This is a genomic window from Methylobacterium sp. TK31, from assembly GCF_055361545.1.
In genome coordinates, this window is sequence record NZ_CM143964.1 from 635,168 (window position 1) to 658,029 (window position 22,862).

Genomic DNA, 22,862 nt, shown 5'->3' on the forward strand with positions numbered 1-22,862 from the left:
TCCGCGGTCTCTAGCCCATTGCCTCCAGGTCTCCGAGTTCGGTGCCGGGATCCCTACGGGGAGGTTGCTGCCAGACCCAATGTCCCGCCGACGTCGCGTGCCAACGCCGCGGCCTTCGAGGCGATGGCCGGGTGTGACACCCTCGTGCCCGGCTCCCAGGCCGATCCGTCGAAGCCCTCGAACCAGGCCCGACGCTCGCGGGAATCTGCGGGATAGGGACAGGCATCCCTGGGTCGACCGGTGGTGCGGGCCCTGGCTCCCTGCCGGATGACTTCCATGATCATCTGTACTCGCCCTTTCGCTGCTCCGAGGCGTACTCGGCACACCCGAGTAGCGCCCGGATCGCGGCGACCGACAAGCTTTCACGGCCGTTCCTGCCGGTCTTACCGACGCGTGTCAGGGCAATCCGGACAAGCGACGGAGCCGAACGGGCTTGACCGTGGCGGGGGCGCAGCGCCGGCTCCCCAGGAAGGGGGCGGAGACCCCGGTTCGGAGCCCCCGCCCGCGCGTCTCAGTAGCCGCAGCCGAGGTAGGGACGGCCGTAGCCGTAGCGGACCGGGGCGTAGCCATACCCATAGCCGTAATCGTACGGACGGCCGTAGCCCGCGCCGTAATAGGCCGGTCGGACGGCCGCGGCGGCGAGACCGAGGCCGAGACCCGCCGCGAGGCCGAACCCGCGGTAGCCGCGCCGGTAGCCGTAGCGTCCGTAGTGGCGCCCGTAGCCGTAACGGGCATGGCGGAAGCCGATCCCGCGATAGCCCCCGAACCCGCGGTGGTGCGACCGGAAACCGATGCCGCGGTAGCCGTGGTGTCCCCGGAAGCCGCCGAAGCCGTGATGCCCGCCGAAGCCACCGTGATGCCCGTGGAAGCCGTGTCCGCGCCCGAAAGGACGCGCTTCGCTCGACGAGGCGAACAGGACGAGGCTCGATACAGCCGCAAGGGCGAATGCGATGCGTTTCATGGGTCTGATCCGAGAGGGCCATGCGTGACGGAGGAGAGGTTGGTCCGAAGTTTCGATCCGGGGTCACCTCTCCGGCTCGGAGGACCATCTGTGTCGTCGAAGGCAGCCGTTCAGTCAGAGAAGCCCGCAGTCTTGTCGGGATAAACCTGACGGTGATCGGCCCCCACGCGGTGGCCCAAGGGTAAAGTTAGTGCGCGGTAGGCCTGGACTTGACCCTGTTTGTGGTCCACGGCTTATGCAAGTTCTCGGGCTATGGCAGCTTGGTTGGCGAAGGCTCGAGGCGTCAAGCCGCCCAGAGCCATATGGGGTCGATCTTCGTTGTAGTGGCACCTCCAGTCCTCGATGCGCTCACGGGCATCGGCCAGCGACAGGAACCACGAGGCGTTCAGGCATTCCGCTCGTAGACGGCCGTTGAACGACTCGATGTAAGCGTTGTCGGTCGGCTTGCCCGGTCGGGAGAAGTCGATCTCGACCCCGTTCAGGTAAGCCCACTGGTCGAGCATGCGCCCAGCGAACTCCGGTCCATTATCCACCCGCAGGCTCTTGGGCCGTCCCCTCAGATTGACCAAGGCGTCGAGCGCCTCGGTCACTTGGTAGGCGCGGAAGTTGGCTCTCGGCGTGAGCGAGAGCGCCTCTCGCGTGTGGCAATCGACGACCGTCAGGATCCGGAACGGACGCCCGTCGAAGATGCGGTCGGATACGAAGTCCATCGCCCAGACCTCGTTAGGTCCGCCGATCGCCGGTCGCCCCTGACGGTAGCGCCACGCCCGCTTGCGCTTGGGCAGCTTGGACCGGATCGACAGGCCCTCGTCGCGGTAGATCCGGTAAGTGCGCTTGTGGTTCACATTCCAGCCCTCCCGTCGCAACAGGATGTGCAGCCGCCGGTAGCCGTAGCGGACCCGTGCGGCAGCCAACTCCTTCAACCGCATCCGCAGCGCGACCTGCGGATCAGAGCGTTTGGTATAGCGCTGGGACGAACGGCCGAAGCCGGTGGCCTGGCAGGCCCGACGCTCACTGATGTCGTAAGCCACCTGCAAATGACCGGCGACCTCACGGCGAACGGCGGGCCTCACCACTTTCGTTTGAGCACGTCCTGCAGCATCGAGCGGTCCAGCGTCAGGTCAGCGACCAGCCGCTTGAGCTTACCATTCTCGTCCTCCAGCTGCTTGAGCCGTCGGATCTCCGGCACGCCCATGCCGACGAACTGCTTCTTCCAGCGATAAAAGGTCGGCTCGGACACGCCCATCTTCCGGCAAACTTCGTCCACCGAGGCGCCGTTCTCCGCCTGCCGCAGGGCGAAGGCGATCTGTTCATTCGTGAAGCGTTTGCGAGGCATGGCATCCACCCTCCTTCAGGGTTCAGGATGCCCGAAAAACTTGCGCTCAGCGCGGACCAGTTTGCTGGGTCAGGGTCACGCGCCCGACGAGGCCGTCACGCCCATAATGACGGGTCGAGGCCGTAAAGCCGGCCGTCCGTGGGTTCCGGTCCCGGGCGACGTGAAGGCGGCTCCGGCCGCCGACCGCGAGGCCGGGCGCCGGATAACGAACAGATCTGCTCTCGTGAGCGCGCGACGGCGGCAGGACCGGACGACTTATGGCGGACCTGTCGGACGCGGTGACTCGGATCGGCGACGTGGTCGGGCTGATCTCGAACATCGCCGGCCAGACCAACCACCTCGCGTTGAACGCCACCATCGAGGCGGCCCGCGCGGGGGATGCGGGCCGCGGCTTCGCGGTCGTCGCTACGGAGGTGAAGGCGCTTGCAGCGCAGACCGCACGGGCCACGGAGGAGGTCTCCGGTCACATCCAACGCATCCGTACATCCACGGGCGAGGCAGTGTTCGCCATCGACTGGATCGCGGAGCGCATCAAGGAGATGAACGGGGTTGCAGCCTCCGTGGCGGCGGCGGTCGAACAACAGGGAGCCGCGACCCAGGAGATCGCGCGCAACGTCGCCCAATGCGCGGTGGGAACCGGCGAGGTGACCGCGAACGTCGCGGGCGTGGCCAGTGCGGCCGAGGAGACCGGCGCTGCGGCCTTACAAGTGCTCCGCGCAGCCTCCGAGCTGTCACGCCAGTCTGAGCACCTCAGGGCCCAGGTAGCAGGGTTCCTCCAGACGGTTCGTGCGGCCTGATCGCATCTGAGGCGAACCTACTTGTCCGCCTCGGTCAACCGGCGAGACCGCACATGCTCCCATCCGTCGATGCTGCCGTCGTTCCTCCGGCGGGGGCATCGACGGATGGGAGCGCTTGCTCGACCTTAAGGGATCACGGTGCTGTCCTCGCTCCACGATGCGGCACCTCCGCCGCCGACGTGCCGGTCACCGAGTCGGGCAACGTCGAGTTGGCTGTTGACCTAGACGATGGGAGGGCGCTTCACCCTCGGTGCAGGGAGAGCCAGAGGCCGTCGGGTGGTTCGTCCCGACCCACGATACATAGGAGAAAGCCCGGCATCTCGTGCGCCGACCGCCTGACGATGTCCTCGATGCTCGCGAGATCCCGTGGGGAGGGCGACGGCGTATCCTCAGGGTGCGTGTGCCAGTCTCCAAGGTAGTCGAGCCCCCGAGCGTGGAAAGCGGCGATCTCGAGCTGCTCACGCCCCCTGTCCGGCTCGAAGCGAAGGCGGCACCTCCGGTCGCGGCGGTTCGGCCCCGTGGCATGGGTGACCTTCCACCGCTTTCGTCCGGCACGACCGAACAGTTGGCCACCGGCCTCCCGGTGGAAGAGGCGGGTTTGACGGTGAGCGGCGAAGACTGACAGCGGGCCAGCCTCGACTTGCACCTCGATCCCTTCCACCTCGAAGACGAGCGTCCCCTTCACGGTTCCGCCCACGGCCCGACCTGCATCTGTCCGAGGGGACCTGGGATCCCTCGCGCGGCGACCCAATCGTCCGTCCAGCGCCCGCCGGCGTCGGCGAGAGCCGCCGCGTCGGTCAACCAAGACCACCAAGTCGTTTCCCCCGACTTGCCCCTTAGGAAGTCGATCGCGAGGCGCGCCGACAACGTCTCGGCGTGGGCGAGCTCGACGGCGCCGAACGGTGAGGCGGACGCTCCGCATTCGGCAGGGACCGGCTTGTCGCTGATCGAGGCAGCGATCCCGGGGTTCCCAGCCTCATCGAAGCCAGCCCTGTAGGAGTGGCCTGGCATGATCAAGACCGCGTGGGCGGCGAGTGCGTGCGCCTCCATCCACGCGTAGAGGACCGGGATCCCGCCGGCCTGCGTCACGAATTCATCTAGGGCGCAATTCGCGGACCAATCCGCCGTGCAGGCGATCACCAAGTCCACGCATGACAGCGCACCTGGATCCCGCGCCAGCAACCCCTCGATCGCGACATCGAGCTCCCGGACGGAGCCGATATCCGGGTTCTCGCGCGCGAGTGTCCGTCCGAGCGACGTTGCCTTCGGCATGCCGACGTACTCCGCCCCGAGCCGATGTCGGCGGATATTCTCCCAGCCCAGCGTTTCGGGGTCCACGAGCACGATGTGACCGATTCCGGACTTCGCGAGGAGCCGGGCCACGCCCGAGCCGAGTGCGCCGCAACCTACCACCGCCACCCGTACGGCCGCGAGCCGATCGCGCTCGTCATACGGCAGGCGCGACGTCGAGGCATCGAGTGCGTCCGTGGCGAGGCGGATGACCCGCAAGCGGGTGCAGTGCACCTCGGCGGGCATGCTGCAGCGTACGTAACCCCGTTCAATCAGCCGGCGGTTCGCCGGGCGGCCCCCAGCGTCCGGGGGACGCGCGAGCATTAGGCCGACTGCGTGGCGACGGCCCGAGGGCGCGGTGCCAGCCAGGACCACCAACAGCCCTTTAGGAGTCTGCCCGAGAAGATCTTCAAGGAGCTTCGTCCCACCCGTCGAGCGGGAGGCGATTAGGTCCCAGAGTTCGGAGCCCGTGGCGGGGTAAAGATCCGGGTGGGGGAGTTCGTCGAGAATGACGAGAGCACCCTGCCGCACCTTTGTCCTGTCCGTGCCGAAGCGATGCGACCACCACCTTCGCAGGGCGCCCGGGGTGTCGAAACCGTAGACAGCGGGACCCGCCGCAGTCCACGCGATAGGGCGCGAAGCGACCACGTCGCGTAGGAGCAGGCTCGCGCGGTAGCCGCCGTCCGCCGCGTGTCCCCAATAGAGGCCGAAATCCTCCTCAAAGTCGCGGTCCTCCGAGCCAGCGGTTATGGCGCGCAGTAGGCTGCGGGCCTCACGGAGCGCCGCGGCCACGGCGGCTTGCGGATCGGATGGCACCGCGGGGTTCCGCAGGCACAGTCGTCCGCGCCCCTCGACGTGCGGCATTGCCCGCCGTTCGCCGCGTAGGTGAACCTTGGGCGCCGAGTAGGGAAATGCAGCGTCAACGACGACCACCAGTTCCCGCCCGAGGGTCGAGACGACCCATGCAGCGCCACCCTCGGGCACTAGCGGGTCGCCCGGGGGTAAACGTCCCCGGAAGGAGGTGCCGAGCGTGGCGAACCACGTGTCGGCGAGCGCTACAGCATCCACCGGGAGCGGGTGGACGTGGGCAGTCATGCGTAGCCTTGGCCTCCGACCTTGATGGTGGGCCCGCGGGTGGTCTTCCTATCCAACTCGTCCTCGTCGTCGGGATCGGGCTGGTTGGCGAACCAGTCGGAAAGGAAGAATTTGTCCCAGGCCTTCATGGCCTGCTCGTGTGTGCAGTTCGCGTCGTCGAGCACGTCGAGCAGGGGGAGCTTGTCGCCGAGCTTCTTGCGCAGGAACTTCGCCTTCGCGCTGCCCACCGGCAGAATGTTCTCGTTCAGGGTTGGGTGCGCCACCCAATCCTTCCACGCTAGGCGACCCTGGATTGCACGGAGCACATTGCGGAGCGCGACATCGTCGCGGTCCACGCTCTCCACGAAGTGGTCCGAGACGAGCCGCGATAGTGCGAACCCCCCGGCGATCTTACCACTCCAGTGGGGGCGGCTGCGCGCGAAGGCCTTCACGAGACGGACGACGCGCACGAACTGTCCCTTGTCGCCGTCCTTAGATGAGTCGCCGCTCGTGTCCTCGTTGCGCTTCTTGAACCACTTAGTCACATTCAGCGCATCGGATTCCTTCCAATCGGCGCTTGCCAACTCGTACTTGTCCGTGATTTCGCCCGTGTACGGGTGCTTTGTTCGGGTACGACGGTAAACTGGAACGTCAACGTGGTAGCTGTTGGGCTTCGCATACTGGATGCGGACGCAGTTGTTCCTGACCTCCGGCTTCTCGCTGAAGCGCTCGTCCTGAAGAGCGTCGCAGACCATCTGGCGCGCGGCGAGCGCAGACATCGCGCCCCCGTTCGATCCGACGAGGTCCTCCTGGGCGAAGTAGACCCCGTCGTCGATGTCGTAGTCGCCGTCGTCGTTCTGGATCATCGTCCGCATGGCGTAAGAGCCCTGCGTCGCCGAACCGACCGGCGTCGGCTTCTCGTCGCGGGCTAAGCCGTTGCGCAAACGGTTGCGGTTCGACTTGGCCTTACCGAAAATGTCGCGGCGGCCCGTCGCGTCCATCCAGACGCGGTCGCCGTGGAAACGGCGAAGCTGTTCGTTCGTGTCCCTCGTCACAGCGCACTCCAATCCACGCCCGTCGCCGGCATAGCCGGCAGGTCCATCATCAGGGCTCTCACCATTCGACCGTCGGCGTTGTTCGGGTCGTCGCAGGCGCTCTTCGTCACGTCGGCATCGGAGTTCGCCTGCTGGATCAGGCGATCGACGGCCGCCTTTCTCGCGTCGTCGAGGGCGAGGAATGGCATCATCTCTGCCGGCACATCCTTTTTGGGAAAGCGCAGCGTCCGCACCGGCCTGCCCGCTTGCGTCAGGATGCCGGCAAGGAACCGCGCCATGTTGTCGAAGGCGAACTCCTGCGCGGTGATGCTGAGGGGTGCCACGTCTGCCCCGAGCTTCCACTTCAGCATCGAGCGGTGCACCTCGCGCTCCGTGAGGTGCTCGCCCTCGGGGCGGGAGCAGGTGCCGAGCGAGAACACCTCGATGGGCTGTTCCGGCGGCGCGACCGCCAGGGCGTCAATCATGCCAACCAGGATCGGATTGTTCGCCCAAAGGCCGCCGTCGGCGAAGATCTGCTTGAGCCCGTGCTTGGCCATGGGGTCATCGATGGCCGCGAGAGAGCGGTAGATGGGTGCAGCGCTCGACGCCATGCAGACGTCCACCAACGGGTAGAGATCGTCTCGCGGGCCGCTTTTTGGCGTCTTCTTGAAAACCCAGGAGCGATGGGTCTTCATCGCCACGGTCGGTACCGAAAGCGAGATCCCCCGACGCTCGTAGACATCGATTACGCGAAGCTCGCCGAGCACGCCGACAAGGGCTTCCCGCAAGGCGCCGTCGCCGGCTCGCACTACCGTGTCGCCGAGCAGGAGAGCGCGATAAAGCGCGCTCAGAACGCCCTTGATGCGGTGGGGAAAGATGTGACGCCCGTTCTCCCTGTAGAGTTCGACGACCTCATCCAACGGCTTTCCGATGGCCAAGGCGCAGGCGACGATGGCACCAGTGCTCGTACCGGTGATGAGGTCGAAGCCCTTGCCGAGATCGAGTGCTTCCTCGCCCCTGATACGCGCAAAGTAGCTGGTCAAGCGGTTCAGGAACTCGGCCGTGTAGACACCTCGCATCCCGCCACCGTCGAGACTTAGCACGCGGTACGATCGCATCGCCGTTTCGGGTAGGGGAGCGGCGGGCTGCTTTACATCATCCATCTTGGAGTCCTTCCACCCTTTCTGGGCTATAGCTAAGCTTGGTCCCGTTTTGTTCTTTTAAACATCCGGCGACGGGCTACGCCCGCCGCCATGTCGATGTTCTTTAGATCGGCCTCTCAGTCGTTTTCCCGGTTAAGACCGCAAGTGATACTCGCAGACTGATGTAGTTCAGGGCCCTGTAGCCGCAGCGAGCTAGCTGACGGCCGAACCAATTTGGCAAGTTATGCCTTTCGGCTGCGGACCTTTAAGAAGCAAAAGTGATCATCTTTTGCCTCACGCTACATCTTCAGCCCGAGGGCGGGACCCTTACGAACAGCCGGTGGTCGATCCGCAGGTATCGCACTTCAGGCAGGTGCCGTTGCGGACCAGCGTGAAGTTCGCGCATTCCGGACAGGCCTCGCCGACGTAGCCCTTCATCTTCGCCTCGGCGCGGCGGTCGGAGACCGAGCGCTCGGGCTTGGCGAAGGGGAGGGCGTTGACCAGGGCCTCGGCCTGGCCGGCCTGGACCGGCTCAGCCTTCAGCGCCGTCGCACCGCGCAGGGCGTGGACCACGCCCCCGGCCGGGGCGGTCTGGCCGGTGGCCGCCGCGCCCACCCCGACGGTACCGCCGGCCGGGCCGCCCTGGATCAGGGTGAGGCGGTCGGCCGAGCCGCGCAGGAGGCCGCGAGAGACGACGCTGGCCGCCGTGGTCTCGGGCTTTCCGGCCTCCCGGGTCGTGTCTGTCTCGCCGCCGCCGATCACCGTGCCGCCGATCTCCGACGGGTTGACGTGGGCGAGGTCGGCTCGGCCGAGATAGGACACGGCCAGCTCGCGGAAGACGTAGTCGAGGAGCGAGGTCGCATTCTTGATCGCGTCGTTGCCCTGCACGAAGCCCGCCGGCTCGAAGCGGGTGAAGGTGAAGGCCTCGACATACTCCTCCAACGGCACGCCGTACTGGAGGCCGAGCGAGATCGCGATGGCGAAGTTGTTCATCAGGCTGCGGAAGGTGGCGCCCTCCTTGTGCATGTCGATGAAGATCTCGCCGAGGCGGCCGTCATCGTACTCGCCGGTGCGCAGGTAGACCTTGTGTCCGCCGACGACCGCCTTCTGGGTGTAGCCCTTGCGGCGATGGGGCATCTTCTCGCGGGAGCGGATGCGCTCGACCCGCTCGATCACCCGCTCGACGATCTTCTCCGCGACCTGCGCGGCCTTGGCGGCGGCCGGAGCCGCGATCAGGGCCTCGACCATCTCCTCGGCATCGTCGTCCTCGTCGGCGATCAGCGCCGAGTTGAGGGGCTGCGACAGCTTCGAGCCGTCGCGGTAGAGAGCGTTGGCCTTCAGGGCCAGGGTCCAGGACAGCTTGTAGGCGTTCTTGCAGTCCTCGACCGTGGCGTCGTTGGGCATGTTGATGGTCTTGGAGATCGCCCCCGAGATGAAGGGCTGGGCCGCCGCCATCATGCGGATGTGGCTCTCCACCGAGAGGTAGCGCTTGCCGATGCGGCCGCACGGGTTGGCGCAGTCGAACACCGCGTAGTGCTCGGTCTTGAGGAAGGGGGCGCCCTCCAGGGTCATCGCACCGCAGATATGGGTGTTGGCCGCCTCGATGTCCTTCTTCGAAAAGCCGAGGAAGGGCAGGATCTCGAAGGTCGGGTCGGCGAGCTTCTCGGTCGGGACCTTGAGGACGTCCTTGAGGAAGTCGTCGCCGAGCGTCCAGCGGTTGAACACGAACTTGATGTCGAACGCCTGCTTCAGGCCGGCCTCGATCGCCGCGAGCTTGTCGTCGGTGAAGCCCTTGGCGCGGAGCGAACCGGGGTTGATCGCCGGGGCCTGGCCCATCGATCCGTGGCCGACCGCGTAGGCCTCGATCTCGGCGATCTCGGATTCGCGGTAGCCGAGTGTGCGCAGGGCATCCGGCACGGCGCGGTTGATGATCTTGAAGTAGCCGCCGCCAGCGAGCTTCTTGAACTTCACCAGGGCGAAGTCCGGCTCGATGCCGGTGGTGTCGCAATCCATCACGAGGCCGATCGTCCCGGTCGGCGCGATCACGGTGGCCTGCGCGTTGCGGTAGCCGTGCTCTTCGCCAAGCTGCAGGGCGCGGTCCCAGGCGTGCTTCGCCCGCTCGGCGATGTCGGCCTGAGGGACGTTGGCGAGATCGAGGGGCACCGGGGCGATCGAGAGGAACTCGTAGCCGTCCGCCTCGCCGTGGGCGGCGCGGCGGTGGTTGCGGATCACCTTGAGCATGGCGTCCGCGTTCTCCTCGTAGGCCGGGAAGGCCCCGAGTTCGCCGGCCATCTCGGCCGAGGTGGCGTAGGCCACGCCGGTCATGATCGCCGTCAGGGCGCCGGCGAGCGCACGGCCCTTCTCGGAATCATAGGGCAGGCCCATGCTCATCAGCAGGCCGCCGATATTGGCGTAGCCGAGGCCGAGGGTGCGGTAGCGGTACGAGAGCTCGGCGATCTCCTTCGAGGGGAACTGCGCCATCATCACCGAGATCTCGAGCACCACCGTCCAGAGGCGATTGAGGTGCTCGAAGGCGGCGACATCGAAGTGGTTCGAGGCGCGGTCGTACATCGTCAGCAGGTTGGCCGAGGCCAGGTTGCAGGCGGTGTCGTCGAGGAACATGTACTCGGAGCACGGGTTCGAGGCCCGGATCCGCCCGCCCGCCGGGCAGGTGTGCCAGTCGTTCATCGTGGTGTTGAAGTGCAGGCCCGGATCGGCCGAGGCCCAGGCGGCCTCGCCGATCTTGTCCCACAGGTCCCGCGCCGGCAGCGTCTTGGTGGTCTTGCCCGTGGTGCGGGCCTTCAGCTCCCAGGGGGAGTCGTTCTCCACCGCGCGCAGGAAATCGTCGGTCAGCGAGACGGAGTTGTTCGAGTTCTGGCCGGCGACAGTCAGGTAGGCCTCGGAATCCCAGTCGGTGTCGTAGACGGGGAAGTCGATCTTGGTGAAGCCCTGGCGGGCGAACTGGATCACGCGCTTGGTGTAGGAATCCGGCACCGCGTCCTTGCGGGCGGCCTTGACGGCCTTCTTGAGGACGGGGTTGCGCTCGGGATCGAAGCAGGCGTCGCCCTCGGCCTCGCACTGGGTGCAGGCCTTCATCACGGCGGTGAGGTGCTTGGAGACGATCTTCGAGCCGGTGACGAGGGCGGCGACCTTCTGCTCCTCCTTCACCTTCCAGTCGATGTACTGCTCGATATCGGGATGGTCGATGTCGACGATGACCATCTTGGCCGCGCGCCGGGTGGTGCCGCCCGACTTGATCGCGCCGGCCGCCCGGTCGCCGATCTTGAGGAAGGACATCAGGCCGGAGGACTTGCCGCCGCCGCCGAGCTTCTCATTCTCGCCGCGCAGCATCGAGAAGTTCGAGCCGGTGCCCGAGCCGTACTTGAAGAGGCGCGCTTCGCGGACCCAGAGGTCCATGATGCCGCCGTCGTTGACAAGGTCGTCCTGCACGCCCTGAATGAAGCAGGCATGCGGCTGCGGGTGCTCGTAGGACGAAGCGGACTTCGTCAGTTCACCGGTGCGGTAATCGACGTAGTAGTGACCCTGGGCCGGGCCATCGATGCCGTAGGCCCAGTGCAGGCCGGTATTGAACCATTGCGGCGAGTTCGGCGCCACCATCTGGCGGGCGAGCATGAAGCGCAGCTCGTCAAGGAACGCGGAGGCGTCCTCCTCGGTGGTGAAGTAGCCGCCCTTCCAGCCCCAGTAGGTCCAGCAGCCGGCGAGCCGGTCGAACACCTGGGTGGATGAGATCTCGGAGACGTAGCGCTCGGCCTCGGGCAGCTCGGCCAGGGCGGCGAGATCCGCCTCGGAGCGCCACAGGAACGACGGCACGTCGTTCTCCTCGACCTTCTTCAGGGCCGCCGGCACGCCGGCCTTGCGGAAGTACTTCTGCGCGAGGACGTCGCTGGCCACCTGGGACCAGCTCTCGGGCACCTCGATGCCGTCGAGGCGGAAGACCGTCGAGCCGTCCGGATTGCGGATCTCGCTCAAGGTCTTGCGAAAGGGAATCGTCGCGTAGGGGGATTGCCCAGCCGTGGTATGGCGCCGCTCGAACCGCATGGAACCTGTCTCCCGAGCCGCTCGAAGATGCGCGGCGCCGTGTCGAAGAATGATGAAGGCGAGCGCCCGCGAACGCCGCGAAGCGCTGGAATGCATTGGCGAAATTCGGTGATCCGCCGGTGACGCGACAGCCTCGGCGATGATCCGAAGGTATGCCAGCCGAGGGTCTCACGTCAATAACTAGTGTGCCGGCTGCGTGTTCCAGGCTAGATGTAGTGGGTCGCCGCTTAATCCTGTGGATATCGCGGCCCGTTTCGTAAGTGCCCTTTCGGCTTGCAGGATTCGGGAGCGAAAAATTTTCCGCCCACAGGCGATCCGGGTGCCTTCGGCGCTGATGCCATGGTTAATGGCGTCGGGTGTGGGATTTTCGCCGCAAACGGGAAACGACCGTCGCGCCGCCGGCGGAGGGTCGCGACTGGACTTCAGGGATGCGCCTCACCATAGTCCGCGCCGACATTCGGTACGGGGCGCGCAAGCCCCATTCAGGCGAACGCGATGGCTCTCAAGGACACGCTCCTGCGGATCTTCACCTGGTGGAACGGGCAGACGATGTCGCTCGCGCTCTACACGGCGCGCAGCGGGCAGCGCGTCGGCACGGACGAACTCGGCAACGTCTATTACCGGGCGCAGGGGCCGCTGATCGACCGCTCGGTCGGTACCGAACGGCGCTGGGTGGTCTATAACGGCTATGCCGATGCCTCGAAGGTGCCCCCCGGCTGGCGCGCCTGGCTCTGCCACAACGGCGACGTGCCCCCGAGCGAGCAGGATTACGTGCCCCGGGCCTGGCAGAAGGCCCATGTCGAGAACCTGACCGGCACCAGCGGCGCCTACCGCCCGCGCGGCTCGCAGCTCAATGTCGGCCAGCGCCCGGCCGCAACCGGCGATTACGTGCCCTGGAGCCCGGGCAACTGAGAGTCGGACCCCATCGGGCGACGGACCACGGATCGATGGACCGGCCCTTTTTCCACCAATCTTCGCGCGCTTAAGACGATCTCGCGTCGTCGCGCCCGTACGGGGCGCCAGCGAGGAGGGTCGCCCGTGAGCCGCAGCACAGCAGGATCGTCTCGCTCCGTGGTCAAGCGCCTCCTCCTCGCGTCGGTCGCGATCGGCCTGTGCAGCCTTCCGGCCACCGCCGACAAGATCAAGAACCCGACCGCGGTGTTCTCCGGCCTCGACAAGATCACGGGGCGCATCGTCTCCTTCGAGGTGGCGGTCGACGAGACCGTGCAGTTCGGCGCCCTGCAGCTGACGCCGCGGGTCTGCTACAGCCGACCGCCGACCGAGAGCCCCAAGACCACCGGCTTCCTCGAGGTCGACGAGGTCACCCTCGACAACAAGTACCGCCGCATCTTCACCGGCTGGATGTTCGCCTCTAGCCCGGGCCTGCACGCGATCGAGCATCCGATCTACGACGTCTGGCTCGTGGATTGTAAGGGTGGTTCCGAGGTGATCGCCGAGGCCCGCGAGCAGGAGGACATGCCCGCCATGGCCTCGAAGCCGGAGAAGACCCGGCGCCCGAAGAGCGGCCAGGATGCGACCCGCACCGCCCAGCAGGTCAACCCGAACGGGCAGGTGGACGTGGAGGCGCCGCGCGGCGTGCCGGTCCAGCCCAAGCAGAAACCCTCCCGGAAGTTCTTCCCGTCGAACGAGGGACCGGCCCCGGCTCCGCCGCCGCAGCAGCCGCAATCGCTGTTCGACGCGCTGTTCCGGTAAGCCTCGCGCGAACGGACGCCTCAGCGTGCGGTCAGGGCATCCAGGGCCTGCTGACCGCGGACGGACCCGTCGCCCGGCCAGACGTTCCAGTCCGCCGGCAGGATGATCGCCTCGGCCAGACGCCGCTTGTAGATGTGGCGCGGCAGTTCCTCGGCCCCGAACTGCATCAGGTGGTCCGTCACGAACTGCGTGTCGGCGAGGCGGTAGCCCCCCGCGCGCAGCCGAGCGACGAGATGCACCAGGGCGACCTTCGAGGCGTCGCGCACCGTGTGGAACATGCTTTCCCCGAAGAAGGCCGCGCCGAGCGAAACGCCGTAGAGGCCGCCGACCCGCTGGCCGTCGAGGAACACCTCCACCGTATGGGCGTGCCCGGCCTCGAACAGAGCGCCGTAGAGGTCGCGGATTCGGCCGTTGATCCAGGTGCGCTCGGCATCGGCCCGCGGCGCGGCGCAGCCGGCGATCACCGCATCGAAATCCTGGTCGGTCCGGACCTCGAACACGTCCGAGCGCACGGTGCGGGCCAGGCGCTTGGCGACGTGGAAGGCATCGAGCGGCAGGACACCGCGTGCGCGGGGCTCGACCCAGTAGATGGCCGGATCGTCGGCATCCTCCGCCATCGGGAAGATCCCGGCCGCATACGCCTTCAGCAGGATCTCGGGCGTGATCTCGACGCGGTCGCCATCGTACATGAGGTGATTTTGAATCGGTGCCGCCCGGAAGGCCAGAGGCAGGCGGGTCGCACGGCCGGTCGGAGACACGAAAAAGGGCGGAGCCTCGCGGCCCCGCCCTCGCATCCATTGAAGGGATGCTGATCAGAAGTTCGGGCCACCCGAGGTGGTGCCGAGGTTCGGCACGATCCGGTTGGGCTGCTCGGCGTTTCCGCCCTTTGCCGAATCCTCGATGATCGCCTCGCGGTTGTTGGCGTAGGGCGCCTCGACCACCGAACCGGTCACGTCCATGTCGACCCGGCCATCGGCGTTGCGGTAGGCGCCATAGACCGACGGGTTGTCGATCGGGCCGCGGGTGGTGCTGCCGGCCTGCGGGAACGCCCGCTCGGGCTGGCCGACATTGCCGGACGGGGATTGGGCGAGGGCGGCCGAGGCGATCAGCGAGGCGGCGACGAAGGTGAGCGTGAAGGTGCGCATGGGGGTCTTTCGGACGTTCGATCGTTAGGAAAATTCGGTCGCTGGCGGAGAGGATCGCCGGTGGGCCTCGTGGCCCTTTCCGTCTCCGCCTGGCCGATCTGGTGGGAGAAGTCCCGACCGATCAAAGCGTTCCGGAGGGTTCTTTGCTGGCAATCGGTCGCAGGCGAGCCCTCTGGAAGACGCAGAGATCATTCCCATTGGACACAATTCGTGCTCGAAAGGCTCGATTCGGGACCATCCAAACTCAAGCGGCTTTTGAAGAAGCTCCCATTCAGATCAGTCACGCCGAGCGGCAGATGATTTACGGGCAATTCGGTTGTGCGCAATCACACACTTTGCCGTGCTTCTGCGACTCCGCCGGAGACGACACCGCACAAAGATGTGACGTGGCACGAAAAAGCCGGCCCTTTTCGGGGCCGGCTTCGTTCGTCCAGGACTGGGAAGATCTCCGCGGAGGCGACCCTGATCAGCGGGCCGGGCCGCCCGAGGTCGTGCCGGTGTTCGGCACGCCGCGGTTGGTGTCGTTGGCGTTGCCGCCCTTGGCCGAGTCGACCGCACCGGCACCGGGGCTCATGCCGCGCTCGCCGACCGGTGCCGTCACGGCGCCCGGAGACGGGGGAATGTCACGGGTCGACGGATTGTCGATCGGCCCGCGGGTGGTGCCGCCGGCCTGCGGCACGGCCCGCTCGGGCTGGCCAACATTACCGGACGGGGACTGCGCGAGGGCGGGGCCGGCGAGAAGGAGGCCGGCCAGGAGAGGGATCGTCATACGCACGGGAGAATCGACCTTCGGGTGCGGCTCGGCGACGCGGAACCCGCGGCCAAGCCTGGGAGACTGCTCGGAAACGAGCACACGTCCTCCCTGTTCCCGCATCGCCCGATCTTACGGCTCGTCGAGGCCGCCATCGGCCAGAAATTTTTCGAGCCAGTGGATGTCGTAATCGCCGTTCTGCACATCGGGGTTGCGCACCAGCGTCCGGAACAGCGGCAGCGTGGTGTCGACGCCGTCGACGACGAACTCGTCGAGGGCCCGGCGCAGACGCATCAGGCACTCGTTGCGGGTGCGCCCGTGCACGATCAGCTTGCCGATCAGCGAATCGTAGTTCGGCGGGATGCGGTAGCCCTGGAACACCGCCGAATCGACCCGGACGCCGAGGCCGCCGGGCGGATGGAAGTAGGTGATCAGGCCGGGGGAGGGGCGGAAGGTGGCCGGGTGCTCGGCGTTGATCCGACACTCGATGGCGTGACCCTCGACCTTGATCTCGTCCTGCGTCATCGACAGCGGCAGACCCGCGGCGACGCGGATCTGCTCGTTCACCAGGTCGATGCCGGTGATCATCTCGGTGACCGGATGCTCGACCTGAATCCGGGTGTTCATCTCGATGAAATAGAACTTCCCGTCCTCGTAGAGGAACTCCACGGTACCGGCGCCGAGGTATTGCAGTTCCTGCATCGCACGGGCACAGATGCCGCCGATCTCGGCACGCATGTCGGCGTTGAGGGCCGGCGAGCCGCCTTCCTCCCAGACCTTCTGGTGCCGGCGCTGGAGCGAGCAGTCGCGCTCGGCGAGGTGCACCGCGTTGCCGCGTCCGTCGCCGAGAACCTGCACCTCGATGTGGCGCGGCTTCTCCAGATACTTCTCCAGATAGACCGCGTCGTCGCCGAAGGCCGCCTTGGCCTCGGTGCGGGCCATGCCCAACGCCTCTTCCAGGTCCGCCTCGGTGCGGGCGACCTTCATGCCGCGACCGCCGCCGCCGGAGGCCGCCTTGACCAGGACCGGATAGCCGATCTCGGCGGCGATGCGCTTGGCCTCCTCGGGATCCTCGACGCCGCCCTCGGAACCGGGCACGCAGGGAATGCCCAGGCGCTTGGCGGTCCGCTTGGCCTCGATCTTGTCGCCCATGATGCGGATATGCTCCGCCTTAGGGCCGATAAAGCCGATATTGTGGTGGGCCAGAACCTCGGCGAAGCGCGCATTCTCGGAAAGGAAGCCGTAGCCCGGATGGACCGCGTCGGCCCCGGTGATCTCGCAGGCCGCGATGATCGACGGAATGTTGAGGTAGCTGTCGCGGGCCGCCGGCGGGCCGATGCAGACGCTCTCGTCGGCGAGGCGCACGTGCATGGCATCGGCATCGGCGGTGGAATGGACCGCCACGGTGGCGATCCCGAGTTCCTTGGCCGCACGCAGGATGCGCAGGGCGATCTCGCCCCGGTTGGCAATCAGGATCTTGTCGAACATGGGTGCGGCGCTGCTCACTCGATGACGAGGAGGGGTTCGCCGAACTCGACGGGCTGGCCGTCCTCGACGAAGACGGCGGTGACGGTGCCGGCGCGGGGGGCGACGATCTCGTTGAAGGTCTTCATCGCCTCGATGAGCAGGAGCTTGTCGCCCACCTCGACCTTCGAGCCGACATCGACGAACAGCTTGGCCTCCGGCGACGGCCGCCGATAGGCGGTGCCGACCATGGGGGAGGGCACAGAACCGGGATGGCCGGCACCGGCCTTGCGGTCGAGGCCGCCACCGGGGCCGGGAACCGGGACGGGGGCGGCGACGGCGGCCATCGCGGGCGCCGGCGCGGAGGCGGGTGCCGCCACCTGCACCTGGACCGTCTCGATGCGGCGGGCGACGCGGATGCGCAGATCCCCCTTCTCGACCTCGATCTCGCTGAGATCGGTCTCGTTGATGAGCTTGGCAAGCTCGCGGACGAGCTCCGGATCGAAGGGGTCGTTCTTGGACATCGGCTCCTTGGGCATCGGCTCGGTCGTCTTCGGATCAGCCGCGGGGTGCGGCTACGGTCGCGGGGAAATGTCGACGCCGCACCCGACAGGCAAGGCGGCGTCGGCGGAAATCGACGGAGGCAGGCGGCTCAGCAGCTGGCGTGGCCGCACTGGCGCATGTCGGAGATCGTCTTGCGGATCGGCTCGATGCCGACGGCCCCCGCGATGATCTCGTCCCCGATGATGAAGGCGGGGGTGCCGGACAGGCCGAGCTTGTCGCCGAGCCCGACATTCTCCGACAGAGCGGCCTTCACCTCCGGGCCCTGCGCGTCCTTCATCAGGCGGGTCAGGTCGAGCCCCATCTCCTTCGCCACGGCCACGGCGCGCTCGCCGTTCACCCGGCCCTTGGATTCCAAGAGCTTGGTGTGGAACTCGAAGATCTTGTCGCTCTTCAGCTGCTGCTTGGCCGCGAGCGCGATCTTGCTGGCCTCCAGGGATTCGGCACCGAGCACGGGGAAGTCCTTGAGCACGACGCGCAGCTTCGAGTCGCCCTTGATCAGCGCCTGGATGTCCGAGAGCGCCTTGCGGCAGTAGCCGCAATTGTAGTCGAAGAACTCGACCAGGGTGACGTCGCCCGCCGGGTTGCCCGCGACCACGCCGTGGGGCGAGCTGACCAGCGCCTCGCGGGACTCCTTGAGAGCCGCCGACTGAGCCAGCTTCTGGGTCTCCTGCTGGCGCCGCTCACCCTCGGCGATCGCCTCCTGCAGAACCTCGGGGTTCTTGACGAGGTAGTCCTTGATGATCCCCTCGATCGCTTGGCGCTGCGCATCCGTGAAGGCGGCGGCGGGGGCGGTCTGGCTCGGGGTCGTCTGGGCCACGGCGGCGCCGAGGGTGCCGGCCAGGATCGTGGCGGAGAGCAGGGAACGGAAGAGGGGCATACGTCCTCGCGGGGCGGGACCGGTCAGGCGTCGGCCGGCCATCGGGTGTCGTGTCGTCGGTACGACATGCGGTTAGAGGCCGGGTTAGGCGTTTTCGCGGCGGCCGGTCAATCGCCGAATGGCGGGTTTGGCGCCCGCAGGGCGCTGCGGCTATGACGGAGCCGATGAGCCAGCCCCCGATCCTCTCCCCGAACCTGCCCTCCGAGCGCGCGGCGCGGGTCGCGCCCTTCCTCGCCATGGACGTGATGTCCGCCGCCGCCGCCCGCGAGGCGCGCGGGGACGGCGTCGTCCACATGGAGGTCGGTCAGCCCTCGGCACCGGCGCCGCGCGCGGTGATCGCGGCGGCCCAGGCCGCGCTCGCGACCGGGGCCTTGCCCTACACCCAGGCGCTCGGGCTGCCCGCCCTGCGCGAGCGCATCGCACGCCATTATGCGGAGACCTACGGGGTCACGGTGTCGCCGAGCCGCATCGTCGTGACCACGGGCTCCTCGGCCGGCTTCGTGCTGGCCTTCCTCGGGCTGTTCGATGCCGGCGCCCGCGTCGCGGTTCCGCAGCCGGGCTATCCGGCCTATCGCAGCCTGCTCCACGCGCTCGACCTCGTGCCGGCCCCGCTCGTCCTGCACGACGCCGACCGCTTCGCTCCGACGGGGGCCGCCCTGCGGACCCTGCACGAACGGGAGGGCCTGTCCGGCATCCTGGTGATGAGCCCGGCCAACCCGTCCGGCACCGTGGTCGAGCCCGCGCGCCTCGCCGATCTCTGCGCCACGGCGCGCGCCCTGAACCTGCGCTTCATCTCTGACGAGATCTATCACGGGCTCGCCTACGGCGTGCCCACCGAGACGGCGCTGCGTTACGACGACGACGCGATCATCATCAACTCGTTCTCGAAGACCTGGTGCATGACCGGCTGGCGCATCGGCTGGATGGTTGTGCCGGACTGGCTCGCCCGGCCCGTCGAGCGGCTGGCGCAGAACCTCTACATCTCGGCGCCCTACCTCTCGCAGGTCGCGGCGCTGGCGGCCTTCGACGCCGTCGAGGAGGTCGAGGCCGTGCGCGACGGCTACGCCGCCAACCGGGCCCTGCTCCTCGACGCCTTCCCGGGCCTCGGCCTCGGGCGGACGCACCCGGCCGACGGGGCCTTCTACCTCTACGCCGACGTCTCGAACCTCACCAACGACTCGGTCGCCTTCTGCCGGCGCATGCTCGACGAGGCCGGCGTCGCGGCGACGCCGGGGCTCGACTTCGACGGCCGGGACGGCGGACACCACGTCCGCTTCTCGTTCGCCGGCTCGAACGCCGATTGCGTCGATGCGGTGCGGCGCCTGAAGGGCTGGCTGCGCTGAAACGCGAAACGGGGCGGGCTGCACGCCCACCCCGCCTCGTCTCGATCCCTCAGGAACTGTCTTTCAGGAACGGTCACTCACCCGTCAGGGCCGCCTTGGTCCGCGACCACCAGCCGGCACGCTTCGGGCGGTCCGGATCGGACGGCGGCGTCAGCACCACCGCGACCGGCTCGGGCTTCGGCTCAGGCGGCGCCTCCGCGGCCTGAGGTGCCTCCGGCCGGGACGCCTCGGCCTGCGGCTCGGCCGCCACCGGGAGTTCCAGCGCCACCGGGGCGGCGGTCTCCGGAGCGACGGGCGACATGGCCTCGGACACTGCCTCGGCGCTCACCGGCTCTTCGCCGCCGAGGAAGGCGGACGGCGCATCGGCCGCGCCTTCGTCGCCCTCGACCGATGCGACCGGCCGTTCGCCGAAGGACCGATCATCGGTATCCCGCTCACCGCTCTCCTGATGAGCGGCTTCCGGATTCACAGCTTCGCCGTCACGGCCGCGCGCCTCGCGGTCGCGGCCCCGGCCGCCGCGGCGACCCCGGCGACGGCGCCGGCCGCTGCCATCGTCCTCGCCGCCGGCCGGGCTGCTCTCGGTGGTCACCACCGTCTCGTCGCCCTCGGCCTGCGCAGCGATCTCCTCGGACTCCTCGCCCTCGCCGTCCTCGTCCCCTTCGGAGGACGCGTCGGTCCCGGACTGCTCACCGGTCTCGTTCCGACCGCCGCGACGGCGGCGACGGCGGCGACGGCCGCCGCGGCCCTCGCTGCCATCGGCGTTCTTCTCGCGGCTCTCGTCCCGCTCGCGGGCTTCCTGCATCGGAGCGTCGGCCTCGGATTCCTCGCACTCGGCCTCGACGGCCTCCTCCTCGATCTCCGGATCGAAATCCTCCTCGGGCTCGAGGGCGGAGCTGATCGCCACGGCGCGCACACCGGTCACCGGCCCCTCGGCGCGGATCGCGGGCTCGCCGCGTTCGAGCTGGAAGGCGGAGGTGGCGGCGAGACGCTCATCCGCTGCGATGGTCAGTGAGACGCCGAAGCGCACCTCGAGCTCGCGCAGGTGCGCGCGCTTCTGGTTGAGGATGTAGAGCGCCACCTCGGTGCGGGTGCGCAGGATGAGGTTGTGGGTTGTGCTCTTGAGGAGCGACTCCTCGATTGCGCGCAGAATCTGCAGCGCCACCGACGAGGTCGCGCGGACGTAGCCCGAGCCGCCGCAATGGGCGCAGGGGAGCGACGAGCTCTCCAGCATGCCGGTGCGGATGCGCTGGCGGCTCATCTCGAGCAGGCCGAAGGGGGAGATCCGACCGACCTGGATGCGGGCGCGGTCGTTCTTCAGGCAGTCGTTGAGCTTCTTCTCGACGGCGCGGTTGTTGCGCTTCTCCTCCATGTCGATGAAGTCGATCACGACGAGGCCGGCGAGATCGCGCAGGCGCAGCTGGCGGGCGACCTCCTCGGCCGCCTCCAGGTTGGTGCGCAGGGCGGTGTCCTCGATGTCGTGCTCGCGGGTCGAGCGACCCGAGTTCACGTCGATGGAGACGAGGGCCTCCGTCGGGTTGATGACGAGGTAGCCGCCCGACTTCAGGGTGACATGGGTGGAGAACATCGCGTCGAGCTGCTGCTCGACCCCGTAGCGCGCGAAGATCGGCGTCGGGTCGCGGTAGGGCTGCACGACCTTGGACTGGCCGGGCATCAGCATGCGCATGAAGTCGCGCGCCTCGCGGTAGGCCTCGTCGCCCGCCACCAGGATATCGTCGATATCCTTGTTGTAGAGGTCGCGGATGGCGCGCTTGATCAGCGAGCCTTCCTCGTAGACCAGGGCCGGGGCCGAGGAGGACAGCGTCAGCTCGCGCACGCTCTCCCACAGGCGCATCAGGTACTCGAAGTCGCGCTTGATCTCGGGCTTGGTGCGGGAGGCGCCGGCCGTGCGCAGGATGACGCCCATCCCTTCCGGCACCTCCAGGTCCTGGGCGACTTCCTTGAGGCGCTTGCGGTCGGCCGCCGAGGTGATCTTGCGGGAGATGCCGCCGCCACGGCCGGTGTTCGGCATCAGCACCGAGTAGCGCCCGGCCAGGGACAGGTAGGTGGTCAGCGCCGCGCCCTTGGTGCCGCGCTCTTCCTTGACGACCTGCACTAGGATGATCTGGCGGCGCTTGATGACCTCCTGGATCTTGTAGTGACGACGGTAGGTGCGCGGACGCTCGGGAATCTCGGCCAGGGCGTCGCCGCCGACCTGGGCGATCTTCTGCGGACGCTCGCCGTCCTCGCCCTCGCTCTCCTCGTCGTCCTCGTCTTCGTCCTCATCGGAATCGTCGTCGTCGTCCTCGGACTCGTCGTCCGACTCGTCCTCGTCCGAATCCTCGTCGCCCTCGTCCGCATCCTCCTCGTCGGACTCATCCTTGGAGGCGGATGCGGTGTCGGAGCCGACGGCCTCGCCCATGGGCGCGGCTTCCAGCGCCAGTTCGGCGGCGGGCTCGACCGGAGCCTCGGCGGTGGCGCCGGCGGGCGCCGCATCGTCGGAGGCGCGGGCGTCCGGCGCGGAGGCACCGGGGGCTTCGGAAGTCTCGCCGCTGTCCAGGGCGGATTGCGGAAGGTCTGCGGATTCGTCGCTGCCAGGCAGAACCGCCTGCGGCGCGTTGCCGAGGCCGCCCTCGAGCAGCGCATCGGCCACGCCGATGGCCGGATCGTTGGCCCCGGTCTCGCCGGAGGCCGTCTCGCCGGAAGCACCCTGGATGTCGAAGGTCTCGCCGGCCGGCAGTTCGGCGACGTCCTCGGAGGTCACCGTCTCGGAGGTGCGCGCCTTCTTGGCCGAGGTGCCGTCGCGGCGTCCGCGCGAGCGGCGGCGGGGCTTGCGCTCCTCGCGCTCCCGGTGCTCCTCGGCCTCGCGGGCCTCGTCCTCGAGCAGGGCCTGACGGTCCGCCAGGGGGATCTGGTAATAGTCCGGATGGATCTCGCTGAAGGCCAGGAAGCCGTGGCGGTTGCCGCCGTACTCGATGAAGGCTGCCTGGAGCGAGGGCTCCACGCGCGTCACCTTGGCGAGGTAGATGTTTCCGCGAAGCTGACGCCGGTTGGCCGCCTCGAAATCGAATTCCTCGACCCTAGAACCGTGAACCGTGACGACCCGGGTCTCCTCCGGGTGCATCGCGTCGATGAGCATCTTGTTGTTGTTGGCCATGACGAACTTTCGACATGGCGGTCGACGTCGTTCTCCTCGAACCGCGCGGTCCCGATGGGGCTCCGTCCGGTCCGGGCTCGTCGGCTCGGAGGATCGGTGCCCGTGACGACCCGGGGAAGGGGGTCGCGGAAGCTGTGGGGAAGGGATTGCCGCCAACC

Annotated in this window: 18 protein-coding genes and 1 pseudogene; 4 read left to right on the forward strand and 15 right to left on the reverse strand. The window is 67.8% G+C overall.

What is annotated here, in order from left to right; genetic code table 11:
* Nucleotides 1–53: 53 nt before the first annotated feature.
* The 3 genes from ACXJY8_RS02860 to ACXJY8_RS02870 form a co-directional block, all read right to left on the reverse strand.
* The gene (locus ACXJY8_RS02860; protein WP_354465607.1) at nt 54–284 is read right to left on the reverse strand and encodes a ribosome modulation factor; all 231 of its coding nucleotides are present in this window, start codon (nt 282–284) and stop codon (nt 54–56) included.
* Nucleotides 285–511: 227 nt separating this feature from the next.
* A complete protein-coding gene (locus ACXJY8_RS02865) occupies nt 512–961 on the reverse strand; it encodes a hypothetical protein (RefSeq protein WP_463775995.1) in 450 nt (149 codons plus the stop codon).
* A 233-nt stretch (nt 962–1,194) separates the two neighbouring features.
* Nucleotides 1,195–2,297, reverse strand: a protein-coding gene (locus tag ACXJY8_RS02870) for an IS3 family transposase (RefSeq protein WP_463775996.1) whose coding sequence is annotated in 2 segments (ribosomal slippage) — nt 1,195–2,036 and nt 2,036–2,297 — 1,104 coding nt in all. Because the reading frame shifts where the segments join, the coding sequence is not laid out codon by codon here.
* Nucleotides 2,298–2,542: 245 nt separating this feature from the next.
* On the opposite strand from ACXJY8_RS02870, the pseudogene ACXJY8_RS02875 reads away from it, so the two are divergent.
* Nucleotides 2,543–3,094 (forward strand): annotated as a pseudogene (locus tag ACXJY8_RS02875) (methyl-accepting chemotaxis protein); the annotation flags it as partial.
* Between the two features lie 241 nt (nt 3,095–3,335).
* On the opposite strand, the gene ACXJY8_RS02880 reads toward ACXJY8_RS02875, so the two are convergent.
* The 5 genes from ACXJY8_RS02880 to ACXJY8_RS02900 all read right to left on the reverse strand — a co-directional run bounded on the left by ACXJY8_RS02880 (nt 3,336) and on the right by ACXJY8_RS02900 (nt 11,693).
* Nucleotides 3,336–3,791, reverse strand: a complete 456-nt coding sequence (locus tag ACXJY8_RS02880; RefSeq protein WP_463775997.1) for a Mov34/MPN/PAD-1 family protein — start codon at nt 3,789–3,791, stop codon at nt 3,336–3,338.
* Nucleotides 3,776–5,479, reverse strand: a complete 1,704-nt coding sequence (locus ACXJY8_RS02885; RefSeq protein WP_463775998.1) for a ThiF family adenylyltransferase — start codon at nt 5,477–5,479, stop codon at nt 3,776–3,778. Before ACXJY8_RS02885 ends, ACXJY8_RS02880 begins: the two co-directional genes overlap by 16 nt.
* Complete coding sequence (locus tag ACXJY8_RS02890; RefSeq protein ID WP_463775999.1) at nt 5,476–6,513, reverse strand: cyclic GMP-AMP synthase DncV-like nucleotidyltransferase; 1,038 nt, start codon at nt 6,511–6,513, stop codon at nt 5,476–5,478. Before ACXJY8_RS02890 ends, ACXJY8_RS02885 begins: the two co-directional genes overlap by 4 nt.
* Nucleotides 6,510–7,655 carry a patatin-like phospholipase family protein gene (locus ACXJY8_RS02895; protein WP_463776000.1) on the reverse strand — a complete coding sequence of 382 codons (1,146 nt, stop codon included), beginning with the start codon at nt 7,653–7,655 and terminating at the stop codon, nt 6,510–6,512. The genes ACXJY8_RS02890 and ACXJY8_RS02895 overlap by 4 nt, the downstream gene beginning before the upstream one ends.
* Nucleotides 7,656–7,961: 306 nt before the next feature.
* Entirely contained in the window at nt 7,962–11,693 is a 3,732-nt protein-coding gene (locus ACXJY8_RS02900; protein ID WP_463776001.1) for a vitamin B12-dependent ribonucleotide reductase, read from the reverse strand.
* A 495-nt stretch (nt 11,694–12,188) separates the two neighbouring features.
* Here ACXJY8_RS02900 and ACXJY8_RS02905 point away from each other — a divergent pair, with 495 nt between their 5' ends.
* Together ACXJY8_RS02905 and ACXJY8_RS02910 are read left to right on the forward strand one after the other, a co-directional pair.
* On the forward strand, nt 12,189–12,605 hold the full coding sequence (locus ACXJY8_RS02905) for an NADH:ubiquinone oxidoreductase subunit NDUFA12 (RefSeq protein ID WP_463776002.1): 417 nt from the start codon (nt 12,189–12,191) through the stop codon (nt 12,603–12,605).
* Between the two features lie 159 nt (nt 12,606–12,764).
* A complete protein-coding gene (locus tag ACXJY8_RS02910; protein ID WP_463776003.1) occupies nt 12,765–13,406 on the forward strand; it encodes a DUF2155 domain-containing protein in 642 nt (213 codons plus the stop codon).
* A 20-nt stretch (nt 13,407–13,426) separates the two neighbouring features.
* Here the strand turns inward: ACXJY8_RS02910 and aat are convergent, their stop codons facing one another.
* The 6 genes from aat to ACXJY8_RS02940 all read right to left on the reverse strand — a co-directional run bounded on the left by aat (nt 13,427) and on the right by ACXJY8_RS02940 (nt 18,207).
* Complete coding sequence (gene aat, locus ACXJY8_RS02915) at nt 13,427–14,095, reverse strand: leucyl/phenylalanyl-tRNA--protein transferase (RefSeq protein WP_463776004.1); 669 nt, start codon at nt 14,093–14,095, stop codon at nt 13,427–13,429.
* Nucleotides 14,096–14,218: 123 nt separating this feature from the next.
* Nucleotides 14,219–14,551: a hypothetical protein gene (locus tag ACXJY8_RS02920; RefSeq protein ID WP_463776005.1), complete on the reverse strand. Its 333-nt coding sequence runs from the start codon at nt 14,549–14,551 to the stop codon at nt 14,219–14,221.
* 466 nt (nt 14,552–15,017) lie between these two features.
* The gene (locus ACXJY8_RS02925; RefSeq protein WP_463776006.1) at nt 15,018–15,320 is read right to left on the reverse strand and encodes a hypothetical protein; all 303 of its coding nucleotides are present in this window, start codon (nt 15,318–15,320) and stop codon (nt 15,018–15,020) included.
* A gap of 114 nt (nt 15,321–15,434) precedes the next feature.
* Nucleotides 15,435–16,790 carry an acetyl-CoA carboxylase biotin carboxylase subunit gene (gene accC / locus ACXJY8_RS02930; RefSeq protein ID WP_463776007.1) on the reverse strand — a complete coding sequence of 452 codons (1,356 nt, stop codon included), beginning with the start codon at nt 16,788–16,790 and terminating at the stop codon, nt 15,435–15,437.
* 14 nt (nt 16,791–16,804) lie between these two features.
* Nucleotides 16,805–17,290: an acetyl-CoA carboxylase biotin carboxyl carrier protein gene (gene accB, locus ACXJY8_RS02935; protein WP_463776008.1), complete on the reverse strand. Its 486-nt coding sequence runs from the start codon at nt 17,288–17,290 to the stop codon at nt 16,805–16,807.
* A 128-nt stretch (nt 17,291–17,418) separates the two neighbouring features.
* Nucleotides 17,419–18,207 carry a DsbA family protein gene (locus tag ACXJY8_RS02940; RefSeq protein WP_463776009.1) on the reverse strand — a complete coding sequence of 263 codons (789 nt, stop codon included), beginning with the start codon at nt 18,205–18,207 and terminating at the stop codon, nt 17,419–17,421.
* A 164-nt stretch (nt 18,208–18,371) separates the two neighbouring features.
* On the opposite strand from ACXJY8_RS02940, the gene ACXJY8_RS02945 reads away from it, so the two are divergent.
* Nucleotides 18,372–19,550 (forward strand): pyridoxal phosphate-dependent aminotransferase, encoded by a 1,179-nt coding sequence (locus ACXJY8_RS02945; protein ID WP_463776010.1) that lies wholly within the window; start codon nt 18,372–18,374, stop codon nt 19,548–19,550.
* Between the two features lie 73 nt (nt 19,551–19,623).
* Here ACXJY8_RS02945 and ACXJY8_RS02950 read toward each other — a convergent pair whose 3' ends face one another.
* Complete coding sequence (locus ACXJY8_RS02950) at nt 19,624–22,704, reverse strand: Rne/Rng family ribonuclease (protein WP_463776011.1); 3,081 nt, start codon at nt 22,702–22,704, stop codon at nt 19,624–19,626.
* Nucleotides 22,705–22,862 lie beyond the last annotated feature (158 nt).